At 58.2% G+C, this 13,855-nt stretch carries 14 protein-coding genes; 9 read left to right on the top strand and 5 right to left on the bottom strand.

The annotated features are described in order from the left end of the window. Nucleotides 1-118 precede the first annotated feature (118 nt). From H6650_15850 to H6650_15840, 3 genes are all read left to right on the top strand, one after another. Nucleotides 119-679: an NUDIX hydrolase gene (locus H6650_15850; protein ID MCB8953481.1), complete on the top strand. Its 561-nt coding sequence runs from the start codon at nucleotides 119-121 to the stop codon at nucleotides 677-679. A gap of 38 nt (nucleotides 680-717) precedes the next feature. Next, nucleotides 718-1,926, top strand: a complete 1,209-nt coding sequence (gene trpB, locus H6650_15845; protein MCB8953480.1) for a tryptophan synthase subunit beta — start codon at nucleotides 718-720, stop codon at nucleotides 1,924-1,926. 88 nt (nucleotides 1,927-2,014) lie between these two features. Next, a complete protein-coding gene (locus H6650_15840; GenBank protein ID MCB8953479.1) occupies nucleotides 2,015-3,331 on the top strand; it encodes a ribonuclease H-like domain-containing protein in 1,317 nt (438 codons plus the stop codon). A 55-nt stretch (nucleotides 3,332-3,386) separates the two neighbouring features. Here H6650_15840 and crcB read toward each other — a convergent pair whose 3' ends face one another. Next, entirely contained in the window at nucleotides 3,387-3,767 is a 381-nt protein-coding gene (gene crcB / locus H6650_15835; protein MCB8953478.1) for a fluoride efflux transporter CrcB, read from the bottom strand. A 41-nt stretch (nucleotides 3,768-3,808) separates the two neighbouring features. Next, complete coding sequence (locus H6650_15830) at nucleotides 3,809-4,336, bottom strand: inorganic diphosphatase (protein ID MCB8953477.1); 528 nt, start codon at nucleotides 4,334-4,336, stop codon at nucleotides 3,809-3,811. A 266-nt stretch (nucleotides 4,337-4,602) separates the two neighbouring features. Between H6650_15830 and H6650_15825 the strand changes: the two genes are divergently transcribed. The 6 genes from H6650_15825 (at nucleotide 4,603) to H6650_15800 (ending at nucleotide 11,669) form a co-directional block, all read left to right on the top strand. Then, on the top strand, nucleotides 4,603-5,448 hold the full coding sequence (locus H6650_15825; GenBank protein ID MCB8953476.1) for a MerR family transcriptional regulator: 846 nt from the start codon (nucleotides 4,603-4,605) through the stop codon (nucleotides 5,446-5,448). Between the two features lie 56 nt (nucleotides 5,449-5,504). Beyond that, nucleotides 5,505-6,386, top strand: a complete 882-nt coding sequence (locus H6650_15820; protein MCB8953475.1) for a hypothetical protein — start codon at nucleotides 5,505-5,507, stop codon at nucleotides 6,384-6,386. Nucleotides 6,387-6,447: 61 nt separating this feature from the next. Continuing rightward, nucleotides 6,448-9,180, top strand: coding sequence for an ATP-dependent helicase (locus H6650_15815; GenBank protein MCB8953474.1), 2,733 nt, complete (start codon nucleotides 6,448-6,450; stop codon nucleotides 9,178-9,180). A 93-nt stretch (nucleotides 9,181-9,273) separates the two neighbouring features. Further along, nucleotides 9,274-9,870, top strand: a complete 597-nt coding sequence (locus H6650_15810) for a histidine phosphatase family protein (GenBank protein ID MCB8953473.1) — start codon at nucleotides 9,274-9,276, stop codon at nucleotides 9,868-9,870. A 189-nt stretch (nucleotides 9,871-10,059) separates the two neighbouring features. Beyond that, nucleotides 10,060-10,569 (top strand): GNAT family N-acetyltransferase, encoded by a 510-nt coding sequence (locus tag H6650_15805; protein MCB8953472.1) that lies wholly within the window; start codon nucleotides 10,060-10,062, stop codon nucleotides 10,567-10,569. 116 nt (nucleotides 10,570-10,685) lie between these two features. Next, the gene (locus tag H6650_15800; GenBank protein MCB8953471.1) at nucleotides 10,686-11,669 is read left to right on the top strand and encodes a CPBP family intramembrane metalloprotease; all 984 of its coding nucleotides are present in this window, start codon (nucleotides 10,686-10,688) and stop codon (nucleotides 11,667-11,669) included. Here the strand turns inward: H6650_15800 and H6650_15795 are convergent, their stop codons facing one another. The 3 genes from H6650_15795 to H6650_15785 all read right to left on the bottom strand — a co-directional run bounded on the left by H6650_15795 (nucleotide 11,670) and on the right by H6650_15785 (nucleotide 13,537). Beyond that, the gene (locus tag H6650_15795; protein ID MCB8953470.1) at nucleotides 11,670-12,017 is read right to left on the bottom strand and encodes a hypothetical protein; all 348 of its coding nucleotides are present in this window, start codon (nucleotides 12,015-12,017) and stop codon (nucleotides 11,670-11,672) included. A 78-nt stretch (nucleotides 12,018-12,095) separates the two neighbouring features. Next, nucleotides 12,096-12,386, bottom strand: coding sequence for a hypothetical protein (locus H6650_15790; GenBank protein ID MCB8953469.1), 291 nt, complete (start codon nucleotides 12,384-12,386; stop codon nucleotides 12,096-12,098). Beyond that, nucleotides 12,386-13,537 carry an ATP-binding protein gene (locus tag H6650_15785; protein ID MCB8953468.1) on the bottom strand — a complete coding sequence of 384 codons (1,152 nt, stop codon included), beginning with the start codon at nucleotides 13,535-13,537 and terminating at the stop codon, nucleotides 12,386-12,388. Before H6650_15785 ends, H6650_15790 begins: the two co-directional genes overlap by 1 nt. Between the last annotated feature and the right edge of the window lie 318 nt (nucleotides 13,538-13,855).

The raw sequence follows: 13,855 nt of genomic DNA, 5'->3' as shown, positions 1-13,855 counted from the left end.
TGGGTGCGATTAAGATAATCGCACTACCAGCAGGTTGGGTGCGATTAAGATGATCGCAGGACGATAACCTATGCCTGTCATTTCTCAAGATGGAGACAGTCGCCTTTTGGTCTCAATCATGCTCAAACCGTTCAAAACATTATCGAGTCGTGTTGTCTGGTCTTGCCCCTGGTACAACGTTCGCCAGGATGAAATAGTCACACCCGATGGGAAGCCAGGGGTCTACAATGTGGTGCAGCATCCTGATGCCGTGTGGATCATTCCGGTGACTGACACGGGCGAGATTGTGCTGATACACACCTATCGCTATACTGTAGACGACTGGTGTTATGAGATCCCTGCCGGCAGCGTCAAACCAGACGCCACCCCTTTAACCACGGCGCAGGCGGAGCTGCGCGAGGAAATCGGCGGCAGCGCCCGCGACTGGCACTATCTGGGTCAGTTCTATACGGCCAATGGCATCTGCAACGAAGTGGGGCACTACTTCCTGGCGACGGGCGTCACACTGGGCGCGACGGCCCACGAACCCACCGAGGTGATTGAAGTCCACCCCACCCCCATCCCGGATGCCTTACGCATGGCCGCACAGGGAGCCATCAGTGATGCTCCCAGCGTGATGGCTTTGCTGCTCTGCCAACAAAAACTGCTAGAATGGTATGCAGCAACCACGGCTACCTGATATCTTTGTTTGCACTTGTATGATTCTGGATTTGCTTCATGTTCCCAACAACTCCTGTTCCTGACGCGCGTGGCAAGTTTGGCCCTTATGGGGGTCAGTTTGTGCCGGAGACGTTGATGCCGGCACTCACCACCCTCATCACCGCCTACGACAACGCCCGCACCGACCCCGCCTTCATCGCCGAATTCCAACACCTCCTGCGCACCTACGTCGGTCGCCCCTCCCCCATCACCCACGCCCGCCGCCTCAGCACCGCCCTCGGCGGCGCGCAAATCTACCTCAAACGGGAAGACCTCAACCACTCCGGCGCGCACAAAATCAACAACGCCCTCGGCCAGGCCCTCCTCGCCCAACGCATGGGCAAGCGCCGCATCGTCGCCGAAACCGGCGCGGGGCAGCACGGCGTCGGCACAGCCACCGCCTGCGCCCTCCTCGGCCTGGAATGCATCGTCTACATGGGCAGCGTAGACATCGCCCGCCAGCAGCCCAACGTCCTGCGCATGAAACTGCTGGGCGCGGAAGTACACGCCGTAGACAGCGGCAGCAAAACGCTCAAAGACGCCATCAACGAAGCCATCCGCGACTGGGTCACCAACGTCGAAACCACCCACTACCTGCTCGGCTCCGTCCTCGGCCCCCATCCCTACCCCATGATGGTGCGCGACTTCCAGAGCGTCATCGGGCAAGAAGCGCGCGCGCAAATCCAACAAGAAGCGGGCCGCCTTCCCGACCTGATCATCGCTTGCGTTGGCGGCGGCAGCAACGCCATGGGCATCTTCCACGCCTTCCGCGACGATGAAGACGTGGCCTTGATTGGCGTGGAAGCGGGTGGAGAAGGCATCGGCGGCGGCAAACACGCCGCCCGCTTCGCCGACCTCGCCATTTCCCGCATTGGCGTGCTGCATGGAACCAAAAGCTTCGTCATGCAAACGCCCGACGGCCAGATCATGGAAACGCACAGCATCAGCGCCGGCCTGGATTACCCCAGCGTCGGCCCAGAACACGCCTGGCTGCGCGACCAGGAACGCGCCGGCTACACCTACGCCACCGACGCCGAAGCGTTAGCCGCCTTCCAGACCCTCAGCAAAACGGAGGGCATCATCCCCGCGCTGGAATCCAGCCACGCCCTGGCCGAAGCCATCAAGCGCGCCCCCACCATGCGCCCCGACCAGATCATCCTCGTCAATCTCAGCGGGCGCGGTGACAAAGACCTGGACACAGTTGTCCGGGCGCTGGGACTCGAATAATCCGTGGATCGTGATCAGTTGGCGATGCGCCGGCCATGTTATCTGATCTAAAACCGCGACATTTTTCTCATCACCGAAGTGTTGCCGCATGAATGACCAATGGGAAGCAAAACTACGCCGCCTGGGCGTGGTCAAAGGGACGCGCAATCTCAAACCCACGCCGCCTCCCTCGCCTCCTACCCCCACGCCGCCTGCCAATACCCCGCATACGCTCCCCGATGAGCCGCAAGCCCTGACAACGCTCCTGCCCGGCCTGCGCCTGGAGGAAAACGAGGAGGGCGCATGCCTGGTCATTGACCATGTTTACCCGCTCACGCATGAGCATGGCGGGCATCGGGTCGGGGATTTGCTCCGATTCGCGCCGGAAGCCGCCGTCCCTCTCTGCGGCGACCCTCGCCTGACCTCCCTCCGCTTCCATGATTTCGTCTTCATTGATACAGAAACAACGGGGCTGGCCGGTGCCGGCACGCTGGCCTTCATGGTCGGCGTCGGGTTCTACGAAGGGGATGCCTTTGTCGCCCGCCAATACTTTTTGCGCGACCATGACGACGAACCCGCCATGCTGCAATGGTTGGCAGACCTGCTGCAAGAAAAAGCGGGCCTGATCAGTTTCAACGGGCGCACCTTCGACCTGCCCCTCATTGACAATCGCTACTTGATGAACCGCATGGGGCGCATGGTCGGCGCGGTGCGCGAGATGCCCCACCTGGACTTGCTGCCACCCGCGCGCCGCCTCTGGCGGCAGCGGTTGGGTTCCGTAGCCCTGGTGGAACTGGAAAAGCATCTGCTCTCTTTGCGCCGCACGCAGGAAGACGTTCCCGGCTGGCTCATCCCCCGCCTCTACTACGACTATTTACAGCACGGTGATGGCCGCGAAATGGCTCGCGTCTTTTACCACAATCGCCTGGACCTGATTTCCATGGCCTCCCTGGCGCACCGGCTGCTGCGCCAGTTCCACGACCCACAGCCATACGATGATGCACTGGACCTGGTCAGCCTGGGCAAGTGGCAGAAGGACCTGAATCTGCCGGACGCGGCGGAGGCGAACTTGCGCCGGGCATTGGCACAGCAGGCGCTGCCGTTGGAGGGGTATCAGCGAGGGCTGGCGCTGCTGGCGGATTTACTGAAGCGGCAGGAGCGGCGGGAAGAAGCCGTGCCGCTGTGGCAGCAGGCCGCTGTCACCAGCTACGATGACGTGTGGGCGCATGTGGAGTTGGCGAAGCATTACGAGTGGCACGCCCGCGACCTGGCGCAGGCACAGCATTGGACGGAAGAGGCGCTGCGGCTGGTGAATACGTGGAGTCCGGCCCGCGCTTCCCTGGTGCAGGCGGAACTCACGCACCGCCTGGCACGCGTCTGGCGCAAAAAACAGGGGCTCGGCGACGACGAATCCGAAGCTGCCTGAACGTTGATGGACAGCGCCCTCATTGTGGCGCCCCCTTCTCCTTCTTGCCGCGCCATTATCCCAGCAATCGCTGCGCCACCAGGAGACCCGTCGCCGCGCACACCAGCCCCAACAGATTGTTCCCCACGATACTCAACACCGCCGGCCAGATGTTGCCCTGTCGCAGCATGATGATGCTTTCCACCGCATAGGACGAAAAGGTGGTGTACGAGCCGAGAAATCCGACCACGAGCACCAAACGCATCTCTGACGATAGGCGCAGGCGTTCCGTCACAAACATTAGCAAACCGCCGAGCGCCAGGCTGCCCGTGACGTTGACGATGATCGTGCCATAAGGAAAATCGGCGCCAAACCGTCCTCCTGCCCACGTTCCCACCAGATAGCGGGCATTCGCCCCTAGCGCCGCCCCCACCGCGATCAATAAATAACGCATCATTCCTTCCCCAAAGCGTGCGCGACGCTGCGCCCCCTCGCCTCTCACCACGCCTTTTCCTTATACAACTTCATGGCGTGCAAGATGCTTTCGAGTGCTTCCTGCCGCGGTTCCCAACCAAGTGGTTTGACCTGCTTTCCTTCCAGGTCCTTGTACCGCTCAAAAAAGTGTGCCACTTCCCGCAAGAAATGCTTGGGCACATCATAAATGTTGCGATAATCCTGATAAAGAGGATCATTGGCGGCCACGGCCAGAATCTTGTCGTCGTGATCATCCTGGTCTAACATGCGGAACATGCCAATGGGCCGGGCCGTGATCACGCAGCCAGGGAACGTTGGCTCCTTGATCAGCACGAGGACATCCAGCGGATCGCCATCGTCGTAAAAGGTTTGGGGAATCAGGCCGTAGTCCGCGGGATAATAGAAAGGTGAGGCAAGGACGCGATTGAGGCGAATGAAACCGCCATCATGGTCGAATTCGTATTTGTTGCGGGTTCCACCCGGAATCTCCACAAGGACGTGAATGAGTTCCGGGGGAGCGGGTCCGGTGGGAAGATCATGCCAGAGATTCATGGATTTTTCCTTTATCATGATTCGACGGCTATTGATGCCGTGTCGTACAAGGTACGTCCTCCAAGTCTATGCCAGAAGCAGCCCGTGGTCCAATTTTCCCCCAGGTTGGTATTTTGCCAGTTGTCATTCCAGGTGAGGCGAGGAATCCCACGCAACGTGTAGCAGGAATGTGTGAAAATCCACGAAGTTCGCGTCTGGGTGTGAATCTACCGAATCCGGCAAACGGGGCTTGACCTGGCCCCTGGGGCCGGGCGTATGATAGGGGTATGAAGGAAGAACGGCTTTCCGAATGGTTGACGATTGGCGAGTTTGGCCGACGCGGCCAGCTTTCACGCAAGGCGCTGCGGCTTTATGACGAGCGCGGCTTGCTGCGGCCGGCGCGGATTGATCCCGATTCTGGCTATCGCTACTACACGCGCGAGCAGTTGCGTGTTGCGCGGCGCATTCGTCTGCTGCGCCTGATGGAAATGCCGCTGGAGAAGATGGCGATTGTGCTGGCTGCCTGGGACAGCGATCCCCAACGTGTGCAGCATCAGCTCCGCCTGCAGGTGTCGGTCACGGAAAAGCAGCTTGCCGCCGTGCAATTGGCGGCGCGGCTGCTGCGTGAGGAGTTGCAGCCGAACAAGGAGAATGTGATGTCTTTTACGTTTACGAATCAGGAAGTGGAAAAGCAGATGATGGTTTCGATTCGCCGTCAGATTACTGTGCCGGCATTTCACGAATGGATAATGCCGGCACTGCAACAACTCTGGGGCCACATTCAAGCAGCCGGAGCCACCGTCGCCGGCGACCCCGTGGCCCTCTACTACGGCCCCGTCAACGAAGAAGACGACGGCCCCGTGGAAATCGGCGTTCCCTTCGTAGGCACAGTGCCGCCGCAAGGCGAAATGAAGATCCGCGAATGGCCCGCCCACCGCGCCGTCTGCGTCAAAACCTACGGCGAGTACAACGAATACCCCAAGCTGCTCGAAATGTGGAACGCCCTGGCAAAGTACGTGCAAGAGCAAGAGCTGGAATCAAACTGGGAACAAGACATAACCACCTACGAAGTCTGGCACGCAGACCGCACCATGACAATTAGCTGGCCCGTCTACGAGTTCCCCACTACCTAGCCGCGCGCTGGTGCGACGCGCGCCGGCGCGTCGCACCCTCCCCGGCCACCCTGACCATGAATAGCACCACCATCGTGGCGGAACTGGAAACATACCTCGGCGACCCACGCCTGGACGCCGCGGCGCAATTCCGCCTGCGTGCGCAGGCAGAAGCAACAGCCGCCCTGGCCATCGAGTACGCACGGTATCATCGTCCGGGGGAAGACCTGGACACCCTACGACAGAACGCGGCAGCGCTGCGGCGGCGCGTCCAGGCCACCAATGAGCGGGTCGTCCAGCGCTGGCGCAACCAGATTCAGGCGGGCGGCCATTCGCGGGACGCCCTGATCCGGTTCTGCGCGGACATCATCGGACCCTCGTGGCGAGCGGGGCAACTACACACGACGGCCACGGGCCTGGACGATTTTGTTGACGGGCTGCTGGAACTGCCTGATCAACCCGTGGAAACGCGCCCGCGAGAGAGGGAGATGATCCAGTATGAAGCCGCGCCGGCCCCCGTCGTGTTGGAACTGGCCCAGCGGTTAACGCTGGCGCCCGACGATGTGTTTTACGACCTCGGTTCGGGGCTGGGGAGCGTAGTAATACTGTCTCACTTGCTCACGGGCGCGGTCTGCAAAGGCGTGGAGTTTGAGCCGGCATACTGTCAGGCGGCGACGGCGATGGCGGCGCGCCTGCGGCTGGCGGATGTGGCCTTCATCAACGCCGACGCGCGCGATCTCGCTTACGATGATGGCCGCATCTTCTTCATGTTCACGCCATTCAAAGGCCAGATCATGCGCGATGTGCTGTGCGCCTTGCGCGAGCGAGCCAATCACGGGCTGATCACAGTGGCCAGCTTTGGCTACTGCACGCTGGACGTGGCGGCGGCGTCCTGGCTACGCCCACGGGGAGCCGCCCCGCCGCATCCTTTTCGCCTGGCCGTTTTCGACGGGGTGTGATTTAGACCACGCCGCGCCGCCGTGTTCGCGCGATCACCCGCCGCGCTCTATAATTCTCCCCATGAGCGCCCGCGTGCAATTAACGGAGCAACAGCAAGCCGTCGTCAATCACAATGAAGGCCCCGCCCTCGTCTTTGCCGTCGCCGGCGCGGGCAAAACCACGGCCATGGTCCACCGCATCGAACGGTTGGTGCGGGAGGGGCATTTTCCCGCTGACCGCATTTTGGCAACTTCATTTGGCCGCGGCAATGCGCGCGACCTGGCGCAAAGCCTGCAGCCCTGGCCCCACTGCGCGGGCGTTCACACCCGCACCCTGCACGCCCTGGGGCTGGACATCATCCGCCATGCCCAACGGCACGGCCATTTGCGCCAGTTTAATCTGAAGCAAGAGAGCCGTGAATACACGTTGTTGCGGGAGGTGATGCGCGTGGCACGGAGCGAAAATGCGCCGTATCGCCGCGAGTTGGACAATATGGACCAGGAGGATTTCCTGGCCTATGTACACAGTTGCAAGGGGAACCTGATTTACGCGGACCTGGCGAGCGCGCGCTTGCCGGACGCGGCGCGGGCGATTGCCGCACAGGTGGCGCCCATTGAAGGCCCGCTGAGCTGGTACACGGACCTGTATCAACTGCTGGAGAGGGTGCGCCAGCAGCGGGGGATGATCACGTTCCCGGATATGTTGATGACGGGTTGGCAGATTCTGGTTAGCTACGAGGATGTGCGCGCCGAGATTCAGACGCGGTATCACTGTGTGCTGGTGGATGAATTTCAGGACATCAACCTGGCGCAGTCGGAGATGCTGGATATGCTGACGATGCCGCGCCGGACGAATGGGACGCGCCATTACATGGCGATTGGGGATGATGATCAGACGATTTATGAGTGGCGCGGGGCCAATCCTCATTTCATTCTCGATTTTCCGCGCCGCTATGGGGGGCAAACGTATCTGATCAGCGAGAATTTTCGTTGCCCGGCAGGACCGCTGGTGCTGGCAAATGCGGTGATCCGCCACAACCGGCAGCGACTGGAGAAACGATTGCAGTTGACGAAGGGTTTTGCCGGCACAACTGCCCTCCACTTCAGCCCAAACACGCAAGAGATGGCCGCCGCCATCGTGCGCCAGGTGCGCGTTTACCGGCAGCAAGGGCACGCGGGGAAAGAGATGGCCGTCCTGGTGCGACTGAACGCGCAGACACCCCCGATTGAGCAGGCTTTGATAGATGCCGGCATCAACTACCGCGTCCCCGAACCCTTTTACGACCGCATCGAAGTCAAAACCCTCATTGACTACGCCCGCCTTGCCTGGCTGGAAGACCGCCTCACCCACGGTCACCCCCTCACCCAGGCGCAAGTCAACAGCTTCCGCGACGCCTGGGAAACCATCTGCAACCGCCCCAAACGCTACATCTCCCACCGCCTGCGCGACCAGGTGCGCCGCCAGTTCATGGGTCAGCCGCGCCCGCTCTCCCAACTACTGGCGCAGCAAGCCGAACGGCGCGACAACGAAAGAATCGCCGCCTATCTGCAAAACCTGGGCACGGACCTGCATTGGCTGGGCCAGAACCTGGGGCAGCCGGCGGCGTTTGTGTTGGCGAAATTGGAGAAGCTGCTGGCCTACAAGCAGTTCTGGCGTGATTCCAGTGGATTCACGCAGTCGGGCGAGGGGCGGGCCGTGGCGATTGATACATTCATCGAATTTGCCGGCAACCAGCAATCCCTCCTCGACTTCATGATCAAACTCAACGACCTGCGGCAGCGCAAAGTCGGCCAGGATGGTGAACATAACCAGGACCCCATCACCCTCACCACCCTGCACCGCGCCAAAGGATTGGAATGGCCCATCGTCTTCCTCCCCGACTGCAACCAGGGCGTCATCCCCTTCACCAACGAGCGCGAAAACAACCTGGAAGAAGAGCGGCGGCTGTTCTACGTGGGCATCACGCGGTCGCAGCGCCACCTGCATCTCTATGCCGTGGCCGGGAAACCGGCCTCGCAGTTCCTGGCGGAGGCGGGTTCGCAAGAACTACTGCGGGCGGTCGAACAAGTGCAGGCGGCGCTGACGGCGGACCCCGCCGGTTGGAGCGCACGCGAGGCGCTGGCGCTAATCCGCTCCGTGCCCCGGTTCCAACTGGAATCTTATTTTCGTCGCTGGTGGCGCGCACCTGCCGGCACACGGGCAGCCATCGCCCGTCGCGTGCAGGCGTTCTACGTGGAAGTGGAGCGGTTGTCGGCAGCGGGCATCCGCGAGCTACTGCCGCCGTCTCGCGCTTTGTGGGAGGAGATTGCCCCCCTTTCACCGGATGCTGTTGTGGGAGAATTTGCCGGCATGTCCCAACTCATCGCCACCTACAGCACACCGCCGGACGCCGCCCCCACCCCCCCGCCGCCGGCGCGCAAGCCCGTCCTCATCATACCCGGAACCTGGGTACGCTGCGATGCCGGATGGGGCCAGATTGAAAAAATCTTCGACGCCAAAGGCAATGTCCTCACCAGCCTTTCGCCGCAAGTGACCCGCGCCCGCTACCTGGTGCGCCTGCGCCCTGGCCCCGCCGAGGAACCCGTGGAGATTGATCTGGCGCAAAAGTGGGTCTACTTCCTCAACAACAAACCCATCTACACCTGCAGCAAGTGCGACACCTTCTCCACCGAAGACCCCTACCGCATCACCAGCCAGCACAACAACGCCGCCCACGGCGGCGTTGGTGCCCGCTACCGCCGTGAAAAGCAGCGGTATCGCCCACTCAAACAACTGGATTTCTACGCGGACGCCCCCGCCGATCCGTTCAGCTGAGGGTTCGTGCGAATTTCACTTTGGACTATCCGACGCAGGAACCGCGCATCCGTCATTTCCAATCTTACATACGAATGCGCCCTGAGCAGAAAAATGAGCAACACTACGCAGATTTACCTGACAAGACACGGCCAATCTATCTGGCAAATACAGCGGGACGAAAACTGGGACACCCCCCTTACCGACCTGGGCCACCGGCAGGCGCGGCGCCTCGGCCAATGGCTGGCGGCGCAGCCAGACTTGCCACTGGCCCGCCTGCGCGGCAGCACCCTGGAGCGCGCCCGGCAGACGGGCGCCTACCTGGCGGACGCCCTGCAACTCCCCTTGCTGCCTGACGACAACCTCCGCGAAGCGGAATTCTGGATTGCGCCCCATCTCCCCAGCGTGGATCACCCACGCCAAAGCGCCGATGGCTGGCAGCCGCCGCCCATCTACACGGCATTCAAGCGGCAAGCGCGGCAGGCGCTGGACCAACTGGTAGCGGATACGGAAGAGGCCGGCGGCCCCGTCCTGGCCGTGGCCCACGGCGGCCTTATCGCCACCATGCTGCGCCTGATGGTCAAGAGTGATCATATCGCCTTCTGGAGCCACAACACCGCGCTGCACAAGATCGAGTGGAGCCGCGGGCGCTGGCAAATCATGTACCTCAATCGCCTGGAACACCTACCCGACGACCTGCGCACCTATTGAACGGTCAACATTCAATAAAAAGCGGGAGTAACTATTCACGTCTCCGAGAGATTGGACCAATTTTGTAGACATCAATAAGATTCAACCAGAGCAAATTGGTCCAATCTGGGCAGATGACCTGTATAGTCACAAGCGGGAAACGAAAGACGAACGCCCATCACCAACTTCCCCCGCCCAAGGAACTCGCCGATGATAACCATTCGCCCGGCTACCACTGATGATCACGACGCCATCTGGGATATTTTTCACCGCGTCGTCCGCGGCGGCGACACGTATGCTTTCTTGCCGGAGACCGGCCGCGCCGAGGCGCTAGCCTACTGGCTCTCCCCCCCGGTGCAGACCTGGGTCGCCGAACGAGAAGGGCGCGTGGTGGGCACCTACATCATGCGCCCCAACCAACCCGGCCTGGGCGCGCACGTCGCCAACGCTTCCTATATGGTGCATCCCGACGCGCAAGGCCAGGGCATCGGCCATGCCCTGGGGCGGCACTCCTTGCGGATGGCGCGTGAGGCGGGTTTCCTGGCAATGCAGTTCAATCTGGTCGTTAGCAGCAATGCGGCGGCTGTCGCTCTGTGGCAAAAACTGGGCTTCCATATCGTCGGCGTGCTGCCTCACGCCTTTCGTCATCAACAGTTGGGTTTCGTGGATGCTTACGTGATGTACCAGTGGTTGGATGAAAAAGGGAAGCCGCTTGCTTGACATACGCGCATTTCCGCGAATAATCCCCCACGGGCGTGCGCCTTCCGGCCTGGGCGTGGCGCGACTACGCGAAGAAGTTGGTTTATGCAAGTGCATGACGCTTTAGGATAGATTTCATGGGAATCACATTTGCTTTGGTTTTTGTTGGCAGCCTGATCGTGGTAGCGAACTGGGTGGAGAAACAGGGAAATGAGCTGATTGACCGGTTTTTTACGTGGGTGCTGCTGGCTTATAATTTGCCGGCATTCCTCCTCGGCCTCATCCTCCTCACCGTACCCAACAGCCAGATCGCCGCCGCCATGCAGCTAGATCCCGGCCAGATCAACTTCCCCGCCCTGGGCACATGGCTCGTCCTCATGGCTATCTGGGGCAGTCTCATTGCCCTGCCCGGCGTGCGCCATTTCCTCGCCCGCCGCAGCCCCACCCTCAACCCCGACAGTGCCGTCCACGCCACCGCCCTCTTGTTGGTCGGCTACCTGGTGGGCAACACCCTGGCGACCCTCAGCCAGGGCGGCCTGGAAGGATTAGCCAGCACCGCCGAGCAAGCCACCCTGCTCGACGTTTTCTCGTCTCAATTCCTTTTTGCTGCCGTAGCCTTGCTGGGCGTGGGCATATTTATCCGCCGCCCCGGCAAAGCGGTGCGAGAGCGACTGGGTCTGGAACGTCCCACCCGCGCACAATTGTTGACGGGCGTGGTCGCCATCCTGGTGCTGGTCGTTGCTCAGGCGGTCGCCGGCGCCATCTGGGGCCTTGTCGACCCCCAGCAGGCGCAACTGCTAGACGACATCAGTTCCACCCTCCTCGGCGACATCAACACCGTGGGAGAATGGTTCCTCCTGGCGGCAGCCACAGGCATCGGCGAAGAACTGCTGTTTCGCGGTGCGTTGCAGCCCATTTTCGGCGTCACCGCCACTTCCCTTATTTTTGCCATCGCCCACGTGCAGTACGGCATCACCCCCGTCACCCTGTTTGTCTTCTTCCTGGCTCTCGTCCTCGGCTTCATCCGCCACCGCACCAACACCACGACAACGATGTTCGTGCATTTCGGCTACAACTTCACCCTCGGCCTCCTCGCCCTCCTCGCCGCCTCCCTGCCGTAATCAACCCCACTCCCATATCATCAGAAATCGTGCGAAACTATTACAGCGATTGTTTTCCAGAGAATTACGGATATCTGTGCTGTCTATTTTGCTCAAGATTCCTTCCATCTGATCAAACGATTTGTTGTATGTGATGCCAACAAGGTTCAGTATCAAACCAAATTCGTTAGCGGGATGGAAGAACTGTTCTTCTGGATTCACTTTTGAAAGATCGAAACCTATCTTTTCTTCAATAAAAGGAACCGTTAATGAAGGATGTATTTTCTGAAACAATTGATACATCGATAAGAACCATGCTTCAAGCTCCATAATGGCGAAAAATACCTGGATTCTATCGGGATGACCCATATTCTGGACGGCTGTGCGATGTGCTTGAATAAATAGGGAGATGATATCAGGATCAACAATTTCAGATCGTTTCCTATACTAACGAGAGTACATATCTCGAAGACCTATTATCTCATATCCTTGGCCAACAAGCCTTTCCTCTCTCTCAGCAATGGCACTCAAGACTTTCTCGTCGTTGCCAACATTCACTACCATAACATGAACTTTTGCACTGACAGTCTCATATTTATAAGGAACATCCAAAAGTCTTCCTGAGCGCAATGCGAAACATTCAACACTGAGATGCTCATACCCTATGATCTGAAACAATAAATGCCGAACAAAGATTAATTCACCTTGCCCTTCTGTAAATACTGCAAACTTCTTCATTATATTCCGTTGGCCCGAAGGTAATAATTGCTTGAAAACAAGTCGAAGTTGTTTAGCCCTGTCAACTCAAATTCATCAAACATGCGCTTAGAATTTCTATAGTTATATAGGATGCATTCACTACGTTGCCTCTCCATTATAATCCAGTACTCTAGAGGGACATTGTTCATAACGAAGCGGTCATTAGTCGCCATTATCAACTGTGTGGAGGAATTCCTAATCCTGTTAACTAATAGCGTGATAAGTGCCGACGATCTGCTAAAATCTAGTCCCTCTCCAATATCATCAATGAGAATACAGCTCGGCTCACTTGCCAAAAGCGAGTAATTTACCTGTACGATTACTGACAGTGCCCTGAACATTCCTTGTGATATTGAAGGTTGAAAAGTTCTTCCCTGTCTATCTGTTTCCTTTACATAAATCCCTAAGGGAGGGGCCATGATGCTGGGACGAACCCTCATTTCGGGAACATCGTCAACACCAATATCCTCTATTTGATAACCGATTATTGCCAAGTCTTCGATAATAGCCTTGGTAAAACCATTTGGATATTCTCGCATCCCTCGCAAGAAGATTTCAACAGCCTTTTGAGTCTGCCGAAGATCCATGCGAGCTTGCTCCTCTTCTTCCTCCTGCTTTACTAAGATCGCAAAATGATCCTTGCCCAAAGGTGTTCCAAAGTCATATCTTATCAAACCCTTGCCCCATTCATAAAGATCTTCAAGAAACGGATGCTGAATCGAATCCCTCTTGGCGAAGGCCGCAACTTGATTTACCGGGATTCGAAATCGAATAGCCTTGCCGATTTCTGCGGCATATATCTCACCTGCTCCATCACGCCCCCTCTTCAATCGCATAACAGAATTAACGCGCAATTCTTCTCTAGTTACCGCATACTCATGGTATTCTAAAATGTAAGAAATAGTCTTGTTTTCGCTTTCAAAATCCACTACATAACTACCCTCACGCCATCTTAGTTCGCTGGCTTCTGCCAACAAGTCAGCCAATGCACGGATCACATTAAGCGTTCTCGTCTTGCCGGTTGCGTTCTTACCTACAATGAGATTGATGTTACCAAAGGTGCAATCTGCCAACTTCCATTCCTGAGGTTCCCCGACGAACTCTGTGTAGCTCAATTTAACTAATTTCACGATTTGTCTCCAAACAGGTTGTTTCAAGGGTAGCAATTAGTCGGAAAATTGCAGGAAAAACCATGATACTACAAAATCCATATATTTTCATTGAGCACTGTAACTATTCACGTCTCCGAAAGATTGGACCAATTTTGTAGACATCAATAAGATTCAACCAGAGCAAATTGGTCCAATCTGGGCAGATGACCTGTATAGTCACGAGCAACTAATACTATCAACTCCAGTTACCCCTATCTGGGAAGGTAAGTTCTGAAATAATCACCATACTCTCTTGTCTGATCCCCACCACGTCTGGCAACAATAACACTGCTCAAG

The organism is Ardenticatenales bacterium (assembly GCA_020634515.1).
Lineage (GTDB): Bacteria > Chloroflexota > Anaerolineae > Promineifilales > Promineifilaceae > JAGVTM01.
This window is presented reverse-complemented; position numbering and strand designations above follow the sequence as displayed.

What these genes read in the sequence shown, in the direction of transcription:
- H6650_15810 (MCB8953473.1), top strand. Translation starts at nt 9,274, where the DNA reads ATGAGCAACACTACGCAGATTTACCTGACAAGACACGGCCAATCTATC.
- H6650_15800 (MCB8953471.1), top strand. Translation starts at nt 10,686, where the DNA reads ATGGGAATCACATTTGCTTTGGTTTTTGTTGGCAGCCTGATCGTGGTA.
- H6650_15840 (MCB8953479.1), top strand. Translation starts at nt 2,015, where the DNA reads ATGAATGACCAATGGGAAGCAAAACTACGCCGCCTGGGCGTGGTCAAA.
- H6650_15805 (MCB8953472.1), top strand. Translation starts at nt 10,060, where the DNA reads ATGATAACCATTCGCCCGGCTACCACTGATGATCACGACGCCATCTGG.
- H6650_15815 (MCB8953474.1), top strand. Translation starts at nt 6,448, where the DNA reads ATGAGCGCCCGCGTGCAATTAACGGAGCAACAGCAAGCCGTCGTCAAT.
- H6650_15825 (MCB8953476.1), top strand. Translation starts at nt 4,603, where the DNA reads ATGAAGGAAGAACGGCTTTCCGAATGGTTGACGATTGGCGAGTTTGGC.
- H6650_15820 (MCB8953475.1), top strand. Translation starts at nt 5,505, where the DNA reads ATGAATAGCACCACCATCGTGGCGGAACTGGAAACATACCTCGGCGAC.
- H6650_15795 (MCB8953470.1), bottom strand. Translation starts at nt 12,017, where the DNA reads ATGGGTCATCCCGATAGAATCCAGGTATTTTTCGCCATTATGGAGCTT.
- trpB (MCB8953480.1), top strand. Translation starts at nt 718, where the DNA reads ATGTTCCCAACAACTCCTGTTCCTGACGCGCGTGGCAAGTTTGGCCCT.
- crcB (MCB8953478.1), bottom strand. Translation starts at nt 3,767, where the DNA reads ATGATGCGTTATTTATTGATCGCGGTGGGGGCGGCGCTAGGGGCGAAT.
- H6650_15830 (MCB8953477.1), bottom strand. Translation starts at nt 4,336, where the DNA reads ATGAATCTCTGGCATGATCTTCCCACCGGACCCGCTCCCCCGGAACTC.
- H6650_15850 (MCB8953481.1), top strand. Translation starts at nt 119, where the DNA reads ATGCTCAAACCGTTCAAAACATTATCGAGTCGTGTTGTCTGGTCTTGC.
- H6650_15790 (MCB8953469.1), bottom strand. Translation starts at nt 12,386, where the DNA reads ATGAAGAAGTTTGCAGTATTTACAGAAGGGCAAGGTGAATTAATCTTT.